Origin of the sequence: Halomonas sp. MES3-P3E (assembly GCF_002836035.1) — a bacterium.
Classification (GTDB): Bacteria; Pseudomonadota; Gammaproteobacteria; order Pseudomonadales; family Halomonadaceae; genus Vreelandella; species Vreelandella arctica.
Window position 1 is genome coordinate 39,592 of record NZ_PJBT01000188.1, and the last position, 17,886, is coordinate 57,477.

Annotated in this window: 12 protein-coding genes; 7 read left to right on the top strand and 5 right to left on the bottom strand. The window is 57.6% G+C overall.

Annotation, left to right across the window (positions count from 1 at the left end):
* Positions 1-89: 89 nt before the first annotated feature.
* Together CXF87_RS17520 and purL are read right to left on the bottom strand one after the other, a co-directional pair.
* Complete coding sequence (locus CXF87_RS17520) at positions 90-1,901, bottom strand: DEAD/DEAH box helicase (RefSeq protein ID WP_101147557.1); 1,812 nt, start codon at positions 1,899-1,901, stop codon at positions 90-92.
* Between the two features lie 21 nt (positions 1,902-1,922).
* Positions 1,923-5,876, bottom strand: a complete 3,954-nt coding sequence (gene purL, locus CXF87_RS17525) for a phosphoribosylformylglycinamidine synthase (protein WP_101147558.1) — start codon at positions 5,874-5,876, stop codon at positions 1,923-1,925.
* Between the two features lie 184 nt (positions 5,877-6,060).
* Between purL and mltF the strand changes: the two genes are divergently transcribed.
* Positions 6,061-7,524: a membrane-bound lytic murein transglycosylase MltF gene (mltF, locus tag CXF87_RS17530; RefSeq protein ID WP_101147559.1), complete on the top strand. Its 1,464-nt coding sequence runs from the start codon at positions 6,061-6,063 to the stop codon at positions 7,522-7,524.
* A gap of 27 nt (positions 7,525-7,551) precedes the next feature.
* On the opposite strand, the gene tadA is transcribed toward mltF, so the two are convergent.
* A complete protein-coding gene (gene tadA, locus CXF87_RS17535) occupies positions 7,552-8,019 on the bottom strand; it encodes a tRNA adenosine(34) deaminase TadA (protein ID WP_101147560.1) in 468 nt (155 codons plus the stop codon).
* 133 nt (positions 8,020-8,152) lie between these two features.
* On the opposite strand from tadA, the gene CXF87_RS17540 reads away from it, so the two are divergent.
* Positions 8,153-8,971, top strand: coding sequence for an acyl-CoA thioesterase (locus CXF87_RS17540; protein ID WP_101147561.1), 819 nt, complete (start codon positions 8,153-8,155; stop codon positions 8,969-8,971).
* A gap of 71 nt (positions 8,972-9,042) precedes the next feature.
* Here the strand turns inward: CXF87_RS17540 and CXF87_RS17545 are convergent, their stop codons facing one another.
* A complete protein-coding gene (locus tag CXF87_RS17545) occupies positions 9,043-10,314 on the bottom strand; it encodes a malic enzyme-like NAD(P)-binding protein (protein WP_101147562.1) in 1,272 nt (423 codons plus the stop codon).
* Positions 10,315-10,649: 335 nt separating this feature from the next.
* Entirely contained in the window at positions 10,650-10,865 is a 216-nt protein-coding gene (rpmE, locus tag CXF87_RS17550; RefSeq protein ID WP_035562478.1) for a 50S ribosomal protein L31, read from the bottom strand.
* A 158-nt stretch (positions 10,866-11,023) separates the two neighbouring features.
* On the opposite strand from rpmE, the gene CXF87_RS17555 reads away from it, so the two are divergent.
* From CXF87_RS17555 to hslU, 5 genes are all read left to right on the top strand, one after another.
* Entirely contained in the window at positions 11,024-13,270 is a 2,247-nt protein-coding gene (locus CXF87_RS17555; RefSeq protein ID WP_198556132.1) for a primosomal protein N', read from the top strand.
* Between the two features lie 124 nt (positions 13,271-13,394).
* Positions 13,395-15,080, top strand: coding sequence for an arginine--tRNA ligase (gene argS, locus CXF87_RS17560; protein WP_101147563.1), 1,686 nt, complete (start codon positions 13,395-13,397; stop codon positions 15,078-15,080).
* A gap of 3 nt (positions 15,081-15,083) precedes the next feature.
* Entirely contained in the window at positions 15,084-15,818 is a 735-nt protein-coding gene (locus CXF87_RS17565) for an SPOR domain-containing protein (protein WP_101147564.1), read from the top strand.
* A 159-nt stretch (positions 15,819-15,977) separates the two neighbouring features.
* Complete coding sequence (gene hslV / locus CXF87_RS17570; protein ID WP_035562093.1) at positions 15,978-16,511, top strand: ATP-dependent protease subunit HslV; 534 nt, start codon at positions 15,978-15,980, stop codon at positions 16,509-16,511.
* Positions 16,512-16,562: 51 nt separating this feature from the next.
* Positions 16,563-17,885, top strand: a complete 1,323-nt coding sequence (gene hslU, locus CXF87_RS17575; protein WP_035562091.1) for an ATP-dependent protease ATPase subunit HslU — start codon at positions 16,563-16,565, stop codon at positions 17,883-17,885.
* The last annotated feature ends 1 nt before the right edge of the window (position 17,886 follow it).

Below are 17,886 nucleotides of genomic sequence, written 5' to 3' on the forward strand. Positions count from 1 at the left end.
TCTCCTGGTAAAAGGGGATCAACACAATCGCACAGTTTAGCAAAGTCGACACCCTTAGCGACGCCCAAGTCGCAGGTAATGAAAGCGCATCACCCTGCCTCCACCGCTTTACGATAGCGTCCTTCGTAATCAAACAGCTTGTCGCGGATTTGGAAATGCCGACCCACTTTACGGCCTACGACAAAATCAGGATGGCGCAGGCGGCGCTGCTCGGCGACTACCTCATCAGCGCTCAACGGCTGCCATTTGCCGCCTGGTGCGCGCAGGTGATAGCGCAGAAATGCGGCATAAAAGGCGCGCCGTTGAGCAGGCGTTTCCAGTGCGAACCACTCGGAGAGCTGGGTGCCATCTTCATCGTGGTAAGTCACTTTCAAACGCGGCAGGCCACGACCATTGGTCGTCGCTTCCAGTTGCATACCGCTTACTCGCAATACTTTGGCATCTTTCAGCTTTAGGGCATCTTTTAGCTTGTCATCTGCGTCCACCAACAGCTTGTCGCAGCCATGGCAGCGCCGGGCAGCGATATCATTTTCGGCACCGCACTCATCGCAAACTTTAAAGCGAAACCGGAAGTCACACTGATGGCGCTTACCCTCATCATCTTCCATTAGCCCCTGGCACCGGCGGCCAAAGTGCTCGATGACGATGTCACCATCTCGCTTGCCCCAGTATAGGTTGGCATGGCCGCAAGCGGGGCACTCGACTTGAACCGGCTCACTATCGCTATCTGGCTTCGGTTCGCCCACTTCCGGCGCGAAGATATCCCAGGGATTACCGGCGTAATCCAGAATCAGGCAGTCGTTTTTGCCCGGCGACAAACGCAGTCCTCTACCCACCATCTGTTGATAAAGGCTAACCGACTCAGTGGGGCGTAAAATAGCGATCAGATCCACGTGGGGAGCATCGAAACCGGTGGTCAGCACCGCGACGTTAACCAGATATTTCAGCTCACGTGCTTTGAAGACATCAATCAGCGCTGTGCGCTCCTGGGAGGGGGTCGCACCGGTGATAAGCGCCGCTTCGGCTCGCGGCAAATAGCCGATAATTTCTTCGGCATGGGCCACCGTGGCGGCAAAGATCATTATCCCCTGGCGATCAGCCGCGCGTTCGACGATTTGCCCGATAATACCCGGCGTTGCCCGGCTACCCGCCACCACGCGATTGAGTTCCTCCTCCTGAAAAAAACCGCTTGAAGAGGGATTAAGGGCTGAGAAATCATAGCCCTCAATGGCCATATCCAGGCGTTTGGGGGCCGCCAGATAACCCTGCTTCACCATCAGCCGCAGCGGCTGCTCAAAGACACAGTCGCGAAAAAAGCTCTCTTCACTGCCCCTGACCATACCGTGGTGATGGCGGTAATAGATAAACCCCTGCCCTAACCGATACGGCGTCGCAGTGAGCCCGAGAATTTTAAGCTGTGGGTTTTGGCTCCGCAGGTGTTCAATCACCTGGCGGTAGCTTGCGTCCTCGTTAAGCGATACGCGGTGACTCTCATCGATGACCAGCAAGGTAAAATTAGCGTCATTAAAGCGATCTAAGTTGCGCACCACCGACTGCACCGAGCCAAAGACCACTTGCCGACTCGCCTCTTTACGCTTTAGGCCCGCGCTAAAAATATCGGCCTCAAGCCCATAAGCCTGATACTTGGCATGGTTCTGCTCCACCAGCTCGCGTACGTGAGCGAGCACCAGTACACGCCCACGCGCAAGACGCGCCAGCTCGGCAATCACCAGGGATTTACCGCTGCCGGTAGGCAGCACCACCAACGCCGGCTCACTGGAAGCACGAAAATGCACGACCACCCGTTTTACCGCTTCCTGTTGGTAGGAGCGCAATTGGGGCGTCTGGGCTATGGATGAGAAAGGCGGCCCTGAGGCCGCCTTGTGGTGTTGCGTCATCATTCACCTATGCGGGTGTATCCGTTAGCCCAACCAAACGCGAGCGTTGCGGAATAGGCGCAGCCAAGCACCATCTTCAGTCCACTCCGCCGGACGCCAAGAGTTGGTGACCGCCCGAGCGACACGTTCAGGGTGCGGCATCATGATAGTCACGCGGCCATCGGGCGTGGTTAGCCCCGTAATACCCGACGGCGAGCCGTTAGGGTTCGCCGGGTAGCGGGTCGTCACTTGGCCATAGTTGTCGATGTAGCGAAGCGCAATCTGGCTGCTCGACTGCATGCTACGCAGATGAGCGCTGTCACGGAACGCCGCCTGCCCCTCACCATGAGCAACCGCAATGGGCAGCTTGGAGCCTTCCATGCCGGCAAGCAGAATCGAAGGACTCTTCTCAACCCGCACCATGGAGACCCGCGCTTCAAACTGCTCAGACTCATTGCGCACAAACGTCGGCCAATTTTCAGCGCCAGGAATCAACGATTTGAGCTGAGAGAGCATCTGACAGCCATTGCAGACACCCAATGAGAAACTATCGTCTCGGGCGAAGAACGCCGCAAACTGTTCACGGGCGCGTTCGTTGAACAGCACCGATTTAGCCCATCCGCCGCCTGCGCCTAGCACGTCGCCATAAGAGAAGCCGCCACAGGCGACAAGGCCCTTGAATTCATCCAGCGAAACACGCCCTTCAAGGATGTCACTCATGTGTACGTCAACTGCTTCAAACCCGGCTTTATCGAAGGCCCAGGCCATTTCCACCTGGCCATTGACGCCCTGCTCGCGCAGTACGGCCATGGCAGGTTTAGCGGTATTAACAAACGGTGCGCTTATGTCGTCGTTGATATCAAACGTGGGCGTCGCGGAGAGCCCTGGATCACGGCTATCGAGCAGGTTGTCGAATTCGTTCTTGGCGCACTCAGGGTTATCGCGCAGCGCCTGCATGCGATAACTGGTTTCAGCCCAGGTGCGCTGAGTGAGCAGACGCGTGGTTTCCAGCAAGGGCTCTTCAAATAGCGTGACGCGCACTTGGTCGTCGTAACGGGGACGAGCAATCACGCCACAGGTTTCGATACCGGCCACGGCAAACTGCGCCAGCACTTCTTCAGTGTGTTGACGATTGACCTGAATGACCGCGCCCAGCTCTTCGGAGAACAACGCATTCAGTGCCTCTACCGGCTCATCGATCATCCAGTCAAGCTTGATCTCAAGCCCCGCATGGGCCGCAAAGGCCATTTCCAGCAGGGTGACCAACAGGCCGCCATCGCTGCGATCGTGGTAGGCCAATAGCTTACCGTCGCGGTTAAGGCCCTGAATGACCTCGAAGAAGGCTTTAATATCCTCCGGGTCGTCTACATCAGGGCAGTCGTTACCCACCTGGCCGTATACTTGCGCCAAGGCAGAACCACCCAAGCGGTTCTGACCGCTGCCCAGGTCGATCAAAATCAGATCAGATTCATCTTGATCCAGATTGATCTGCGGCGTAAGCGTTGCCATTGCATTGGTGACCGGCGCGAAGCCCGTGACGACCAGCGAAAGCGGCGACGTTACGCTCTTGTCTTCGCTTTCACCTTGGTCGTTCTCATCAGTCCAGGCGGTGCGCATGGACATCGAATCCTTGCCCACCGGAATCGCAATGCCCAATGCCGGGCACATCTCCATGCCCACGGCGTAAACAGCATCATAAAGCGCTTGATTTTCACCGGGGTGGTCAGCAGCGCTCATCCAGTTAGCGGAGAGCTTGATATCGCTAAGCTTGGCAATTGGCGCGGCCGCCAGATTGGTAATTGCTTCGGCAACGGCCAAGCGAGCGCTTGCCGCGGGGTTGATCAACGCCACCGGCGGACGCTCCCCCAACGCCATGGCTTCACCGGCCTGGGTATCATAGCTTGCCGTGGTAACCGCCACATCGGCTACCGGCACCTGCCAGGGGCCGACCATTTGATCACGGGCCACTTGGCCGGTAATCGAGCGATCGCCAATGGTGATCAGGAAGCTTTTGGAGGCGACTGTCGGCAGGCGCAGCACCCGATCCAGCGCTTCGCGAAGGTCAAGATTATCGAGCATCATGCCCGAGAGTTCGGGATCGTGGCGTTCAAACTCACGCTGCATTTTGGGTGCTTTGCCGAACAGCACGCTCATCGGCAAATCGACCGGCTTGCTGCTGAAATGGCCATCGCGCACTTCCAAATGGTGCGCTTCCATCGCTTCACCAACTACGGCATAAGGGCAACGTTCGCGCTTACACAGCGCGTCAAAGGTGTCCAGGTCTTCGGGCGCGACGGCTAGCACGTAGCGCTCTTGCGCCTCATTGCACCAGATTTCCAGCGGGCTCATGCCCGGCTCAGCATTTGGCACCGCGCGCAAATCAAAGCGGCCGCCACGGTTGCCGTCTTTGACAAGCTCCGGCAAAGCGTTGGAAAGCCCGCCTGCGCCCACATCGTGAATAAAGCGGATGGGGTTGTGATCGCCCAGCGCCCAGCAGCGGTCTATGACTTCTTGAGCGCGACGCTCGATTTCCGGGTTTTCGCGCTGTACCGAGGCGAAATCCAAATCGGCGCTGGAGGTACCGGACGCCATGCTGGAGGCAGCACCGCCGCCCAGACCAATCAGCATCGCCGGGCCGCCCATCACAATCAGCTTGCCACCGACCGGGATATCGCCCTTTTGGACGTGATGAGCACGAATATTGCCATAACCACCGGCGAGCATGATCGGCTTGTGGAAACCGCGCCGCTCAATACCGCCTTCGTTCAGGGATTCCTGCTCGTAAGTGCGGAAATAGCCGGTTAGATTGGGGCGACCAAACTCATTGTTGAACGCGGCCCCACCAATCGGGCCTTCGAGCATAATGTTAAGCGCCGACTCCATGCGCCCCGGCTTGCCGTAATCAAACGCTTCCCAAGGCTGCACGAACTCAGGAATGCGCAGGTTGGAGACAGTAAAACCTGACAGACCGGCTTTGGGTTTACCGCCGATACCCGTGGCGCCCTCATCGCGGATCTCCCCACCCGAGCCGGTTGCAGCGCCGGGGAAGGGGGCAATCGCGGTGGGGTGATTGTGGGTTTCGACCTTCATCAGGATGTGAATAGGCTCCTGATGCGTGGCGTAAAGAGCACGCTCGTCCTCTGCTCCTGTCAGCGGCGTTGCAAAGAACCGCCCACCCTGGCTGCCCTTGATGACAGCGGCATTATCACTGTAAGCGGAAAGCACATTGTCCGGCGACGACGCAAAGGTGTTCTTGATCATCTTGAACAGCGAGTGGCTTTGCGGCTCGCCGTCGATGATCCAGTCGGCGTTGAAAATTTTGTGACGGCAGTGCTCGGAGTTGGCCTGGGCAAACATCATCAGCTCAACATCGCTGGGGTTACGCCCTAATTCGTTGAAGGCATCTACCAAGTAATCAATTTCATCTTCTGCCAGCGCCAGCCCCAGCGCTTGGTTGGCTGTCGCTAAGGCTTCCCGGCCCCCTTCTAGAATATCCACACTACCCAACGGCGCCGGGTCGTGCTGGGCAAACAACTTAGCGGCGTCTGAAGCATCGGATAGCACGGTTTCAGTCATACGGTCATGCAGCAGTGCCGCCAGCGCGTTCAGGCTCTCTTCATCCGGCATGTCGGTAAAGCTGACCCGATAATCGATGCCGCGCTCGATACGGCTAATCTGGCGCAATCCGCAATTGTGGGCGATATCGGTCGCTTTAGACGACCAGGGCGACTGGGTACCCAAACGCGGCACCACTAAAAAACGCTGGGCGTTTTTCGGAACCTCAACGCTTGCGTGAGCCGGCACATAGTCCAGCAACTGCACCAAACGCGCGTGGGCGGTATCATCCAGCGTCTTGCTGTGGTTATGAGCGTTAAGATCGATGAAATGAACATAGTGGGCAGACAGCGCTTCCACCTCGGGAACACGTTCACGCAGCACCGTTAACAGCCGAGCATAACGGAAGGCAGAAAGGGCGGGCGCGCCTCGCAGTTCGAGCATATCCTGAAGCCTCTAGAGCAGGGAAATTCGAGCAGGGAAATCACCGGGCCGCTAGGCGGCCGTGCTTTTATGATAGCGAAAAACGCCTATGATACTGGAAACCAGCCACCACACGAAATCAACAAGGTGACAGCGTGACCCGGGCTGGGTATCGTGGCAGCTTGTTTCATGCCGACAAGACGCCATGCTGACGTTGATTTGCCGACATTTTATAGCCCGTGCCAGCGCTTATTATGCGTTAACTGCCGTTACGCTTTTGACCATGGTGCCCACTCTCTCTCTTGTTCCCCCAGGCGAGCATTTAACGCATATCGGTACAAAAGACTTTATTACCGTTCACACCCGCAACACCCCCACGACCTATTACGAAGGCCGCCAAGGTCCTACCGGCTTTGAATACGAGCTGATGCACCGTTTTGCCGATTACTTGGGAGTGAGCCTTAACCTTGACGCCAGCCACCACCCAGAAAGCGTCTTGCCGGCGGTGCGTGAAAAAGGCGACCTGGGCGCGGCAGCGCTGCCATTACTGCCTGACAGCCCTGGCATCCACTACACACGCCCAATCATTCAAATGCAGCCGCTGGTGGTTTACCGCCGCGGTCTGAATGGCATTAAAGAGCCGAGCGACCTTGTCGGCTTAGAACTTGGTACGCTCAGCGAAGCCGGTACCGATGAAGCGCTGCGCGACCTTCAGCGGCGTCATCCTACCTTGAGCTGGAAAGAGTCTCACGAGCTTGAAGTCGCCGAACTGCTGGCACGCGTTGAGGACGGCACCCTGGACGCCGCGGTCATTTTCGAGCATCAGTTTCGTTTAAATCGGCTTTTTTTCCCCAACGTAGAACGTGGTTTCATACTCGGGGACCCACTTTCCATGGCATGGGCGGTGCCTAGCGGTCGTGGCTTAGGATTGCTTGAAGCCGCCAATCGCTTCCTACAAGACCTTCAGGAAAGCGGCACGCTTGATCGGCTGGTAAGCCGTTACTTCGGCCATGACGACTATTTAGAGTATGTCGGCACGCGCACCTTTCTTGATCACCTTGATGCACGCTTGCCCCGTTACACGGAACTGTTCCAGCAGGCTGCCCGCGAAACAGAGTTTGACTGGAAGTTATTAGCGGCAGTGGGGTATCAGGAATCCCACTGGGACCCAGATGCCGTCTCGCCAACGGGCGTGCGTGGCTTGATGATGCTGACCAACCCCACGGCGGGTGAAATGGGCGTGACGGACCGCACAGACCCCGCCCAGAGCATTGACGGCGGTGCCCGCTATTTACGCAGTATTAAAGACCGCTTACCGGAAGGCATCACCGGCGATGATCGCCTGTTTATGGCCATGGCGGCCTACAACGTGGGTCTTGGCCACCTTTATGACGCGCGTAAGATTGCGGAAATGCGTGGCGGCGACCCCGACAGCTGGCAAGATGTGCGCGCGGCGCTACCGCTATTACAGCAGCGTGAATGGCATAGCCAAACGCGTCACGGCTACGCCCGTGGCGGTGAGCCGGTGATATACGTACGCAACATCCGTCGTTATTACGAAATGATTCAATATGTGGAACGTAGTCGTCAGCAATTTTTTCAACTAGAACAAACATCTGTCAACGATGACCCGCTGGTATTGTTTGAACTTGTGCCGCCGCTTGATTAACAGCGTCGTAGCATTTCCAATTCAGTATTACTGATTCAATTGCTTGCGCCGGGCGGCGAAGAAACCCTTCAGCAGCTTTTGCGAGGCTGCGGCCAATACCCCACCGGTCACCGCGATCTGATGATTAAACCACGGCTGCGTCAGCAGATTAGCCTTTGACTCAACCATGCCCGCTCTAGGCTCGGCGGCCCCGTAGACTAGGCGGGCCAGACGAGCATGAATCATCGTGCCCGCACACATCATACAGGGCTCCAGGGTGACAAACAGCGTGCAGCCTTCAAGGCGATAGTTGCCCTGGTGCTTGCCCGCCTCGCGTAGGGCACGAACTTCCGCATGGCCGCTAGGGTCGCAGCTGGCCACCGGCGCATTACACCCCACACCAATAATCTCTCCCTGCGCATCGACAACCACTGCCCCTACAGGCACCTCGCCCGCCGCCGCGGCCAGGTGGGCTTGGTCAAGCGCCCGGTGCATGTAAAATTCATCGCTGCGCATAAACGTAAACTCCGCTAAGGTAGCAAAACGATCGTATGAAAGGGGTGCCCGGCGCCGTGGCAACTCATTACTTTCACCGATAGCATTCTTTCACCGACCGCATTCGATAGAGACAGCCGCAAGGATACCGAGAATGACAGACGCGCTGAACAAATTGGTAGCGTTACTAGAGCTAGAAACGCTGGAAGAGACGCTATTTCGTGGTCAGAGCCAGGATCTAGGCTTTCCTCAGCTTTACGGTGGCCAGGTTCTTGGCCAAGCGCTGGCGGCCGCCGCGCGCACTGTGCCAGACGAGCGTCGCCCGCACTCTCAACATGGCTACTTTCTGCGCCCCGGCGACCCCCATCGCCCCGTTGTCTATCAAGTGGATACCATTCGCGACGGCGGCAGCTTTACCACCCGCCGCGTTACTGCCATTCAAAAAGGTCGGCCGATCTTTTTCTGCAGCGCCTCTTTTCAGAGCGAGGAAGCAAGCTTTAGCCATCAGCGCGACATGCCGAATGTCGCCACCCCCGAGGCGCTGCTAGAGAGCGGCGATGCCAAACATGACCGCTTTCCCGGCCACCCCATTGAGTTTTTGCATCTCACGGGCAACCCCGACAACGGCACGCCTGCAGGCCAGTGTTTGTGGTTTCGCCTTTCAGGCACACTGCCAGACGACCCGGCCCTGCATCGCCACCTGCTCTCGTACGCCTCTGACTTCAACCTGCTGACCACCAGCCTGATTCCCCACGGCATCGAGTACCGCGACCCCAAGCTGCGCATCGCCAGCCTAGACCACGCCTTATGGCTACACCAGGACACACGCCTGGACGATTGGCTGCTGTATGTTATCGATTCACCCTGGGCAGGCGGCGCTCGCGGGCTGGCGCGGGGGCATATTTATAGTCGCGACGGTCGATTAGTGGCCTCTACCGCTCAAGAAGGGCTAACGCGTTATTCACAAAACTAAACAGATACTCTCTCAAACATTTACGCCCGCTTATTAGCGGGCGTAAATAGTTACCAGAATGCTGCGGTTTATTAGCCACCGTAAACGTCGTTGATAGACGTTAGCGGATAGTGCGCAGGAAACGGTTTGCGCGCCACGCCAGAGTCAACCGCGGCTTGGGCAACCGCCGAGGTGACTCGCGCCAACAGGCGAATATCGACAGGCGTGGGAATGATGTACTCGCGGCCAAAACTCATCTCGGTGCGCTCGTAGGCATCCAGCACTTCCTGAGGAACCGGCTCTCGGGCCAGATCTTTCAGCGCATGCACGGCGGCCAGTTTCATCTCTTCGTTAATGCGTGTAGCACGAACATCCAGCGCACCACGGAAGATAAACGGGAAGCCCAGCACGTTGTTGACCTGGTTCGGGAAATCCGAACGGCCAGTGGCCATGATCACATCCGGGCGCGCTTCGCGGGCAACGTCAGGATGAATTTCCGGATCCGGATTAGTGCAGGCAAAAATCACTGGGTCTGGCGCCATTTTCTTGACCTGTTCAGCGGAGAGCAGGCCCGGGCCGGAAAGGCCGATAAATACGTCAGCGTTGTCGATGGCATCATCCAAGGTGCGCATCTCGGTATCGCGGGCGAATTCAGCCTTGTATTCGTTGATGCCTTCGCGGTCCGTGTGAATGACACCACGGCGATCAAGCATCACAAGATTGTCTTTACTTGCGCCACAGGAGACCAGCAGGCGCATGCAGGCAATCGCCGCCGCTCCTGCGCCCATGCAAACAATCTTAACGTCTTGGATACGTTTACCAGCGATCTCAAGCGCATTGAGCATGCCTGCCGCCGTGACAATCGCGGTGCCGTGCTGGTCATCGTGGAAGACCGGAATACTGCAGCGCTCAATCAGGGCTTTTTCAATTTCAAAGCACTCCGGCGCCTTGATATCTTCAAGGTTGATGCCACCCCAGGTATCGGCAATGCGCGCGACGGTATCGATAAACGCCTGTGGGCTTTCCGCATCCACCTCGATATCCACCGAGTTAATGCCAGCAAAGCACTTAAACAGCACGCCTTTGCCTTCCATGACTGGCTTACTCGCCAGTGGGCCCAGATTACCTAAGCCAAGAATAGCGCTGCCGTCGGTGATAACGGCAACCAGATTACCCTTGCCGGTATAGCGGTAGGCATTTTCCGCATCCCTGGCGATTTCAAGCACTGGCTCAGCCACGCCTGGGCTATACGCCAGCGCCAAATCCCGTGCCGTTGCGGTGGGTTTGGTCAACTCCACCGACAGCTTACCGGGAATCGGTTTTGCGTGATAATCCAAAGCAGCCTGCTTAGTTGCATCCGTCATGGTCAGAGTCCAGTTAACATAAAGTAGATAAGTCGTTTCAGAATATAGAAAAAACCTATGCGCCTCAAGCGTGCCGTCAACTCATATCAAAACGCCCGTTTAACTGAATTTTACCTTCATATTCGCCACATTTCGCAGATATTTGCTGAAACTTATGTAAAACGGCGTTAGCCATAACGCTTTGCTTATTGCTGTACCGCAACATCAGCGCAGCATTTGTGAAAATTTTTTCCACAAAAATAGCCAGTTTTTAGCGAGACAACAAAAAACCCACGCCTTGGCGTGGGTTTTGCGCAAGTACGACCTGTACTTGCGATATGGCTATCCGAGTTGGATTAGCCGCGCTTAACAGCAGCGCCGAAACGCTTGTTGAAGCGCTCTACGCGGCCACCAGTGGTCGCTTGCTTCTGCTTACCAGTATAGAACGGGTGGCAGTTGGAGCACACATCCAGAGAGAAGTCCTGACCTGAAGTAGAACCTACCTGGAAATTAGCACCGCAAGAACAGTTGGCGGTGACCGTGTTGTAATTCGGGTGGATACCTTGTCTCATCTCGAACCTCACGAAGCTATATGCCGCCACCTGATCTCGTGCCAGGCACCGCATACGGGTTTGGAAAAACTACTAACCGGTTGGCCGCTCTTTCGTTACGATAAGATCGCTAAGATTGAGCGGTCGCATATTCTAGCAAAACTAACGCCGGAGGCCAATTGCCTGATTCTGTTTCTTCGCGGGTACCGCCTCAAGTGCTTAACCAAATACTTAAAATAGCGCTGCCCTCACCGCTGCGGCGCCTGTTCGACTACTTGCCGTCTAACGTGACGCCAGCCTGCGGTTGGCAGCCGGGGTTGAGGGTGCGGGTACCTTTTGGGCGCCGCGAAGTCGTCGGTGTGGTCGTGGAACTTACCGACCACAGCGACCTGCCGCGCAGCCAATTGCGCGCGGTCAGCGAGACGCTGGACGACGCGCCGCTGCCAGCAGACTGGCTCTGGTTATGCCGCTTTGCCGCCCGCTACTATCAGCACAGCCTGGGCGACACCTTGCACCACGCCATGCCCGCGCGGCTACGCCAGGGACACGCGATGGCCGGTCGCACGCAAACACTTTGGATGGCCCAAGGTGACGACGCGCAGGAAACCCTCAGCCGAGCGCCTAAGCAAGCAGAACTGCATGCGCTTTTACGCCAACACCCCCATGGCCTACCCGGTCGTGCGGTCAGCGCCCATGGCTTTGCCCGCGACCAGCTACTAGCGTTGGAGAAGAAAGGCTTGGCCACGAGCCAGGAACATATTCTTACCGCCCCATCACCGCCAAGCGGTAACTTACTCGCGGCCCCGGCGCTCCCGCTCAACCGCGAACAGGCGACCGCTCTCGCCGCGCTGCATGAAAAGCTAGAGGGTTATCACCCCTGCTTGCTCGAAGGCGTCACTGGCAGTGGGAAAACGGAAGTCTATCTGCAGCTGATTGAAGCAGTGGCCGCCAAAAGTAAGCAGTCGCTGGTGCTGGTGCCGGAAATTGGCTTAACGCCGCAAACGCTGGCCCGCTTTAGAAGCCGTTTTCGCGTGCCCGTGGTGGCGCTGCATTCGGGCCTTACCGACCCTGAGCGCTTAGATGTATGGGAAGCCGCTGCCAGCGGCCGGGCACTGATTATTATCGGCACCCGCTCGGCCATTTTCACGCCATTGGCTAACCCCGGTGCGATCATTGTCGATGAGGAGCATGATGGCTCCTACAAGCAGCACGACGGTTTGCGCTATCACGCTCGCGACCTTGCGGTTGCGCGCGCGCATTACCATAAAATCCCGCTGCTCATGGGCAGCGCCACGCCGTCCTTAGAGAGCCTGCATCAGGCGCTTAGCGGCGCCTACCGCCATCTACGCCTGACCCAGCGCCCCAGCCGCCACCCACCGGCCAAGCTGGAACTGATCGACCTGCGCCACCAGCGCCGCCAGGGCGGTTTGCTGCCCGGCGCCATTAAGGCGATCAAAAGCACCTTAAGTGCAGGCAAACAGGTACTAATCTTTATCAATCGCCGTGGCTTTGCCCCAACGCTTGCCTGTCACGCCTGCGGCTGGATGGCCGAGTGCGGCCAGTGTGACGCGCGCATGACGCTGCATCGTCAGCCCGCCCTACTGGCCTGTCACCACTGCGATAGCCGCCGCGCCCTGCCGGATGCCTGCCCCGAGTGCGCTAGCGGCGACCTGCGCGCCTTGGGTAGCGGCACGGAACGCACGGAAGAGACGCTACAGACCCTGTTTCCCAAGACCACCATCCACCGCATTGACCGCGATAGCACACGGCGGAAGGATAGCTTCGAGCAAGTGTTAAAAGAGATCCATCGCGGTGAACCGTGCGTATTAGTCGGTACTCAAATGCTCGCCAAAGGGCACCACCTGCCCCACGTTACCTTGGTGGTCGTCGTTAATGCCGACGGCGGGCTGTACGCCGCTGATTTTCGCGCGCTGGAACACAGCGCTCAATTGCTTGAGCAGGTGGCGGGGCGAGCGGGGCGGGCCGCTCATCCAGGCCGGGTGCTCGTGCAAACACTGCACCCCGATGATCCTCATCTGGGCCAGTTAGCTGAACACGGTTACGGGGCGCTCGCACGCAACATGCTGGAAGAGCGGCGTATTGCCCAGCTGCCCCCGTTCTGCTTTATGGCGCTACTTCGGATTGAAAGCCCCAAGGAGGAGGCCGCCTTAGCCATGGCGCAGCAGGCCGCCCAGGCCTTGCGCCAGTGGCTCAAAGAGTCCCGCGTGGCGACCCGGTGCCTGGGCCCGGTGCCCGCACCGATGGAAAGACGTCAAAACCGTTATCATTTACATGTCATGCTGGCGGCCAATAAGCGTAGCCAACTTCACCCTGCCGTCAGCTGGCTCGTGCAGTGGTTGGAAGCGAATCGCGAGGCGCGCAAGGTGCGCTGGTCGATAGATATCGACCCACAAACGCTCTCCTAAAGAGGGGCTCACCATCACGCGGCTTTGAAACTGCGGCTCAATTGCTGATAATAGCCGCTTTATCGACGCACCTTTACAGCTGCGCGTTAGCACACGCCGCCACCGACGACACCCGGATACCTAAATGAAAGACACGATAGTTTCTCTGCTCGAAGGCGCGATCACTGCGCTCAAGCACCAAGGCGTGCTGCCGAACGACCTTCAACCCACGATCAAAGTCGACCCCACCAAAGACAAAGCCCACGGCGATTACGCCACTAATCTAGCGCTGATGCTGGCCAAACCGGCAGGCAAAAATCCGCGTGAATTAGCCACTATGCTGGTGGCCGCGCTCCCCGAAAGCGACGCGATCCAGAATACCGAGATCGCGGGCCCCGGTTTTATCAACTTTTTCGCTGCCGCCGATGCCGCGGCGCAAATCGTTGCCCAAGTACTCGACTGCGGCGATACCTTTGGCCGCAGCCTGATCGGCAAGGGTGAAAAAGTGCAGGTGGAGTTCGTTTCCGCCAACCCCACTGGCCCGCTGCACGTTGGCCACGGCCGGGGCGCGGCGATTGGTGACTGTTTATGCCGCCTGCTCGAAGCCACCGGCTATGACGTGACCCGCGAGTTCTACTACAACGACGCAGGTGCCCAGATCGCCAACCTCGCCCGCTCGGTACAAGCGCGTGTAAAAGGCTTGGGCCCTGACGACGCCAGCTGGCCGGAAGACGGCTATCGCGGTGAGTATATCGTCGATGTCGCCAACGATTACCTGGCAGGTAAAACGGTCAGCGCCGATGACCGCGAAGTCACCGCCAAAAAAGATCCTGACGACCTGGACGCGATACAAGAGTTTGCCGTCGCGTGGCTGCGCCGTGAGCAGGATCTCGACTTAAAAGCCTTTGGTGTAGAGTTCGATGTCTATTTCTTAGAGTCGTCGCTCTACGAAGATGGCAAGGTGGATGCCACCGTTGAGAAGCTGGTAAACGCTGGACACACCTATGAAGAAGATGGCGCCATGTGGCTGCGCACCACCGACTTCGGTGATGACAAAGACCGCGTGATGCGCAAACAGGACGGTGGCTACACCTACTTCCTACCCGATGTGGCCTACCACCTGGACAAGTGGCAGCGCGGCTTCAAAACCGTAATTAACGAGCAGGGTGCCGATCACCACTCCACCGTTACCCGTGTGCGCGCTGGTTTACAGGCGCTGGAAGTGGGCATTCCCAAAGGCTGGCCCGACTACGTGCTCCACCAGATGGTGATGGTCACCCGCTCCGGCGTCGAGGTAAAACTCTCCAAGCGCGCCGGTAGCTATGTCACCGTGCGCGACTTGATCGACGAAGTCGGCCGCGATGCCACACGCTTTTTCCTCGCCGCCCGCCGCGCTGACTCCCAGCTCACCTTTGATATCGACCTGGCGCGCTCGCAGTCGAACGACAACCCGGTTTATTACATTCAGTACGCGCATGCTCGGGTCTGCAGCATGCTGCGCAAAGCACAGGATGCCGGCCAGCCGTTTGATCATGCATTAGCCATTGCCAATCTAGCCCTACTGGACAGCGACCAGGAAAAAGCCGTTCTTAACCGCTTGGCGCGCTTCCCTGAAGTGGTGGAAACCGCCGCTAGAAACCGCGAACCACAGCAGGTTGCCCAGTATTTGCTCGATCTTTCCGGCGACTTCCACACCTGCTATAACGCCGTCAAGGTAATGGTTGAGGACGACACCCTACGCAACACGCGCTTGGCACTCGGCCTCGCTACCCGTCAAGTGCTGCGCAATGGGCTTGATTTAATGGGGGTTAGCGCCCCAGAGGAGATGTAATCAATGGCTAGCCCGCGTAAAAAGCCCGCCTCCCGCCGTGGAGCCACTTCGCAGCGCAAATCCCCCCGTAGCTCTGGTGGCGGCTTTCGCCTTCCTGGTTGGCTATGGGGCTTGGTCGGCATGGCGGCAGGTTTTTTCTTGGCTCAACACCAGCACGGCACCGCGCCTTGGCAAGAGCAGAGCGAAGCGCCTCAGGCCACGGTTCTGCCCAAGCCCGCGGGTAGTGAGGAGCGCGCTGCGGCTCGGGAAACCGAAGAGGCCGCTGAGCCATCAATGCCGACCTTTGAGTTTTATACACTACTGCCGGAAACCGAGGTCATTGCCCCTGGCGTCACGCTGCCGTCAAGCGTTGTGCGCCCGGAAGCTCCCGAGCAAGAGGCCGAGAGCGATACCGCCTCTGGCTCGGCCAGCGACGACCCCATCGCCCAGGTCATTGCCGCTAATACCCGGCCTGAAGACCAGATTTCAGCAGCCAAGGAGAGTGAAGCGGCTACCAACACTCCCGGGCGTTATATGCTTCAGGCCGCCTCATTTCGTGAGGCAAGTGACGCCGTACAGCTGCGCGGCCGACTGCGCAACTTAAGCCTGTTGGCGGAAGTTAGCGAAGTCCAGGCGGATGGTAATACCTGGCACCGTGTTCAAGTAGGGCCTTACGAGGATACCCGCGAGCTGAACCGCGCTCAGGATTTAATGAACACCCAGGGTATCGAACCACTACTTATCCAGCTACAGAACTAATAATCTCATCTTGAACACCCTGCGGGCGGTTGATTTTTTATCAGCCGCCCGCATTTTGTTGTGAACGCTTACACAATGGTCGCTTCCAGAAGCAGTATGTTAAAGAGCAAGTGACCTGCCAGTCATCGGGAGCGCGCCTCCCACCAAGGAGTTATCTCCATGACCACTATTGTCTCCGTTCGTCGTGGTAACCAGGTCGCCCTCGCCGGCGACGGTCAAGTTTCGCTGGGCAATACCGTAATGAAGGGTAACGCCAGCAAAGTACGCCGCCTCTACCGCGGCAAAGTACTGGCCGGGTTTGCCGGTGGCACCGCAGATGCGTTCACGCTATTTGAGCGCTTTGAAGCGCAGTTGGAAAAATACCAAGGCCATCTCACCAAAGCAGCTGTCGAGCTCGCCAAAGACTGGCGCACCGACCGGGCGCTGCGCCGTTTAGAAGCACTGCTGGCTGTGGCTGACCATAGCGCCTCGCTGATCATTACCGGTAACGGTGATGTGGTCGAGCCTGAGCGCGGCATTATTGCGATTGGCTCTGGTGGCAATTTTGCCCAGGCCAGCGCCCGAGCGCTGTTAGAAAATACCGAGCTTTCGGCGCGTGAAATTACTGAGAAATCGCTGGCGATCGCTGGTGATATCTGTGTGTTTACCAATCATCACGTGACGCTCGAAGAGCTGTCGATTGACGATCGCTAATCACTTTACGCGACTCGCAAACGCCGCTCATTGCCCACAAAGGTTACTTATATGACTCAGATGACACCCCGCGAAATTGTTCACGCTCTAGACCAGTACATTATTGGTCAGCAAGATGCTAAACGCGCCGTTGCAATTGCCCTGCGTAACCGCTGGCGCCGCATGCAGCTCGATGACGACTTGCGCCCAGAAGTCACGCCTAAGAACATTCTGATGATTGGCCCCACCGGTGTGGGTAAAACCGAGATTGCCCGCCGTTTGGCCAAGCTGGCCAAAGCACCGTTTATTAAAGTTGAAGCGACCAAGTTCACTGAAGTCGGCTATGTTGGCCGTGACGTTGAGTCGATTATTCGCGACTTGATGGAAGCCGCGATTAAGATGGTGCGCGAACAGGCGAAAGAAGAAGTTGGCAACCGTGCCGCGGATGCCGCCGAAGATCGGGTTCTAGATGCCCTTCTTCCGCCTCCCCGTGGCCAGGAAGATAAGCCACGTGAAGAAGGCAGCACTCGCCAGTCCTTCCGTAAAAAATTGCGTGAAGGCCAACTGGACGATAAAGAGATCGATATTGAAATATCCTCTCATGGCCAAGGCATCGATATTATGACCCCGCCGGGCATGGAAGAGATGACCAGCCAACTACAGAGCATGTTCTCCAACATGGGCCAGCAGAAGCGTGAGAATCGCCGCGTAACGGTCAAAGAAGCGCTGGTTCTGCTGCGTGATGAAGAAGCGGGCAAGCTGGTCAACGAGGAAGAGATCAAGGCGCGCGCGGTCTACTCGGTAGAACAGCATGGCATCGTCTTCCTGGATGAGATCGACAAAGTGGCCAAGGGCAGCGGCCAGTCCAGCGGTGGCGAAGTCTCTCGCGAAGGCGTTCAGCGCGACCTGCTGCCGCTGATTGAAGGCTCCACCGTGTCCACCAAGTACGGCATGGTCAAAACCGATCACATTCTGTTTATCGCTTCTGGCGCCTTCCACCTATCGCGCCCGTCGGACCTGATTCCCGAGCTCCAGGGCCGTCTGCCGATCCGTGTAGAGCTTGATGCACTGACGCCGAACGACTTCAAACGCATCCTCACCGAGCCCTCTGCCTCACTGACCAAGCAGTATCAGGCGCTGCTGGCGACAGAAGGTCTTGATGTGGAGTTTACTCCCGACGGTATCGAGCGCATCGCGCAGATCTCTTGGCAGGTCAATGAAGGCACTGAAAACATCGGCGCCCGCCGCCTGCACACGGTAATGGAGCGGTTGTTAGAAGAAGCCTCCTTCAAAGGCGGCGATATGGAGAGCCCGCTGGTCATCGACGCTGATTACGTCAATGCCCAGCTTGGCGAACTGGCGGTCGACGAAGACCTGTCGCGGTATATTTTGTAAG

Coding starts and splice junctions, on each gene's coding strand:
- hslV (WP_035562093.1), top strand. CDS start 15,978: ATGACCACTATTGTCTCCGTTCGTCGTGGTAACCAGGTCGCCCTCGCC.
- argS (WP_101147563.1), top strand. CDS start 13,395: ATGAAAGACACGATAGTTTCTCTGCTCGAAGGCGCGATCACTGCGCTC.
- CXF87_RS17540 (WP_101147561.1), top strand. CDS start 8,153: ATGACAGACGCGCTGAACAAATTGGTAGCGTTACTAGAGCTAGAAACG.
- mltF (WP_101147559.1), top strand. CDS start 6,061: ATGCTGACGTTGATTTGCCGACATTTTATAGCCCGTGCCAGCGCTTAT.
- rpmE (WP_035562478.1), bottom strand. CDS start 10,865: ATGAGACAAGGTATCCACCCGAATTACAACACGGTCACCGCCAACTGT.
- CXF87_RS17545 (WP_101147562.1), bottom strand. CDS start 10,314: ATGACGGATGCAACTAAGCAGGCTGCTTTGGATTATCACGCAAAACCG.
- hslU (WP_035562091.1), top strand. CDS start 16,563: ATGACTCAGATGACACCCCGCGAAATTGTTCACGCTCTAGACCAGTAC.
- tadA (WP_101147560.1), bottom strand. CDS start 8,019: ATGCGCAGCGATGAATTTTACATGCACCGGGCGCTTGACCAAGCCCAC.
- CXF87_RS17520 (WP_101147557.1), bottom strand. CDS start 1,901: ATGATGACGCAACACCACAAGGCGGCCTCAGGGCCGCCTTTCTCATCC.
- CXF87_RS17565 (WP_101147564.1), top strand. CDS start 15,084: ATGGCTAGCCCGCGTAAAAAGCCCGCCTCCCGCCGTGGAGCCACTTCG.
- purL (WP_101147558.1), bottom strand. CDS start 5,876: ATGCTCGAACTGCGAGGCGCGCCCGCCCTTTCTGCCTTCCGTTATGCT.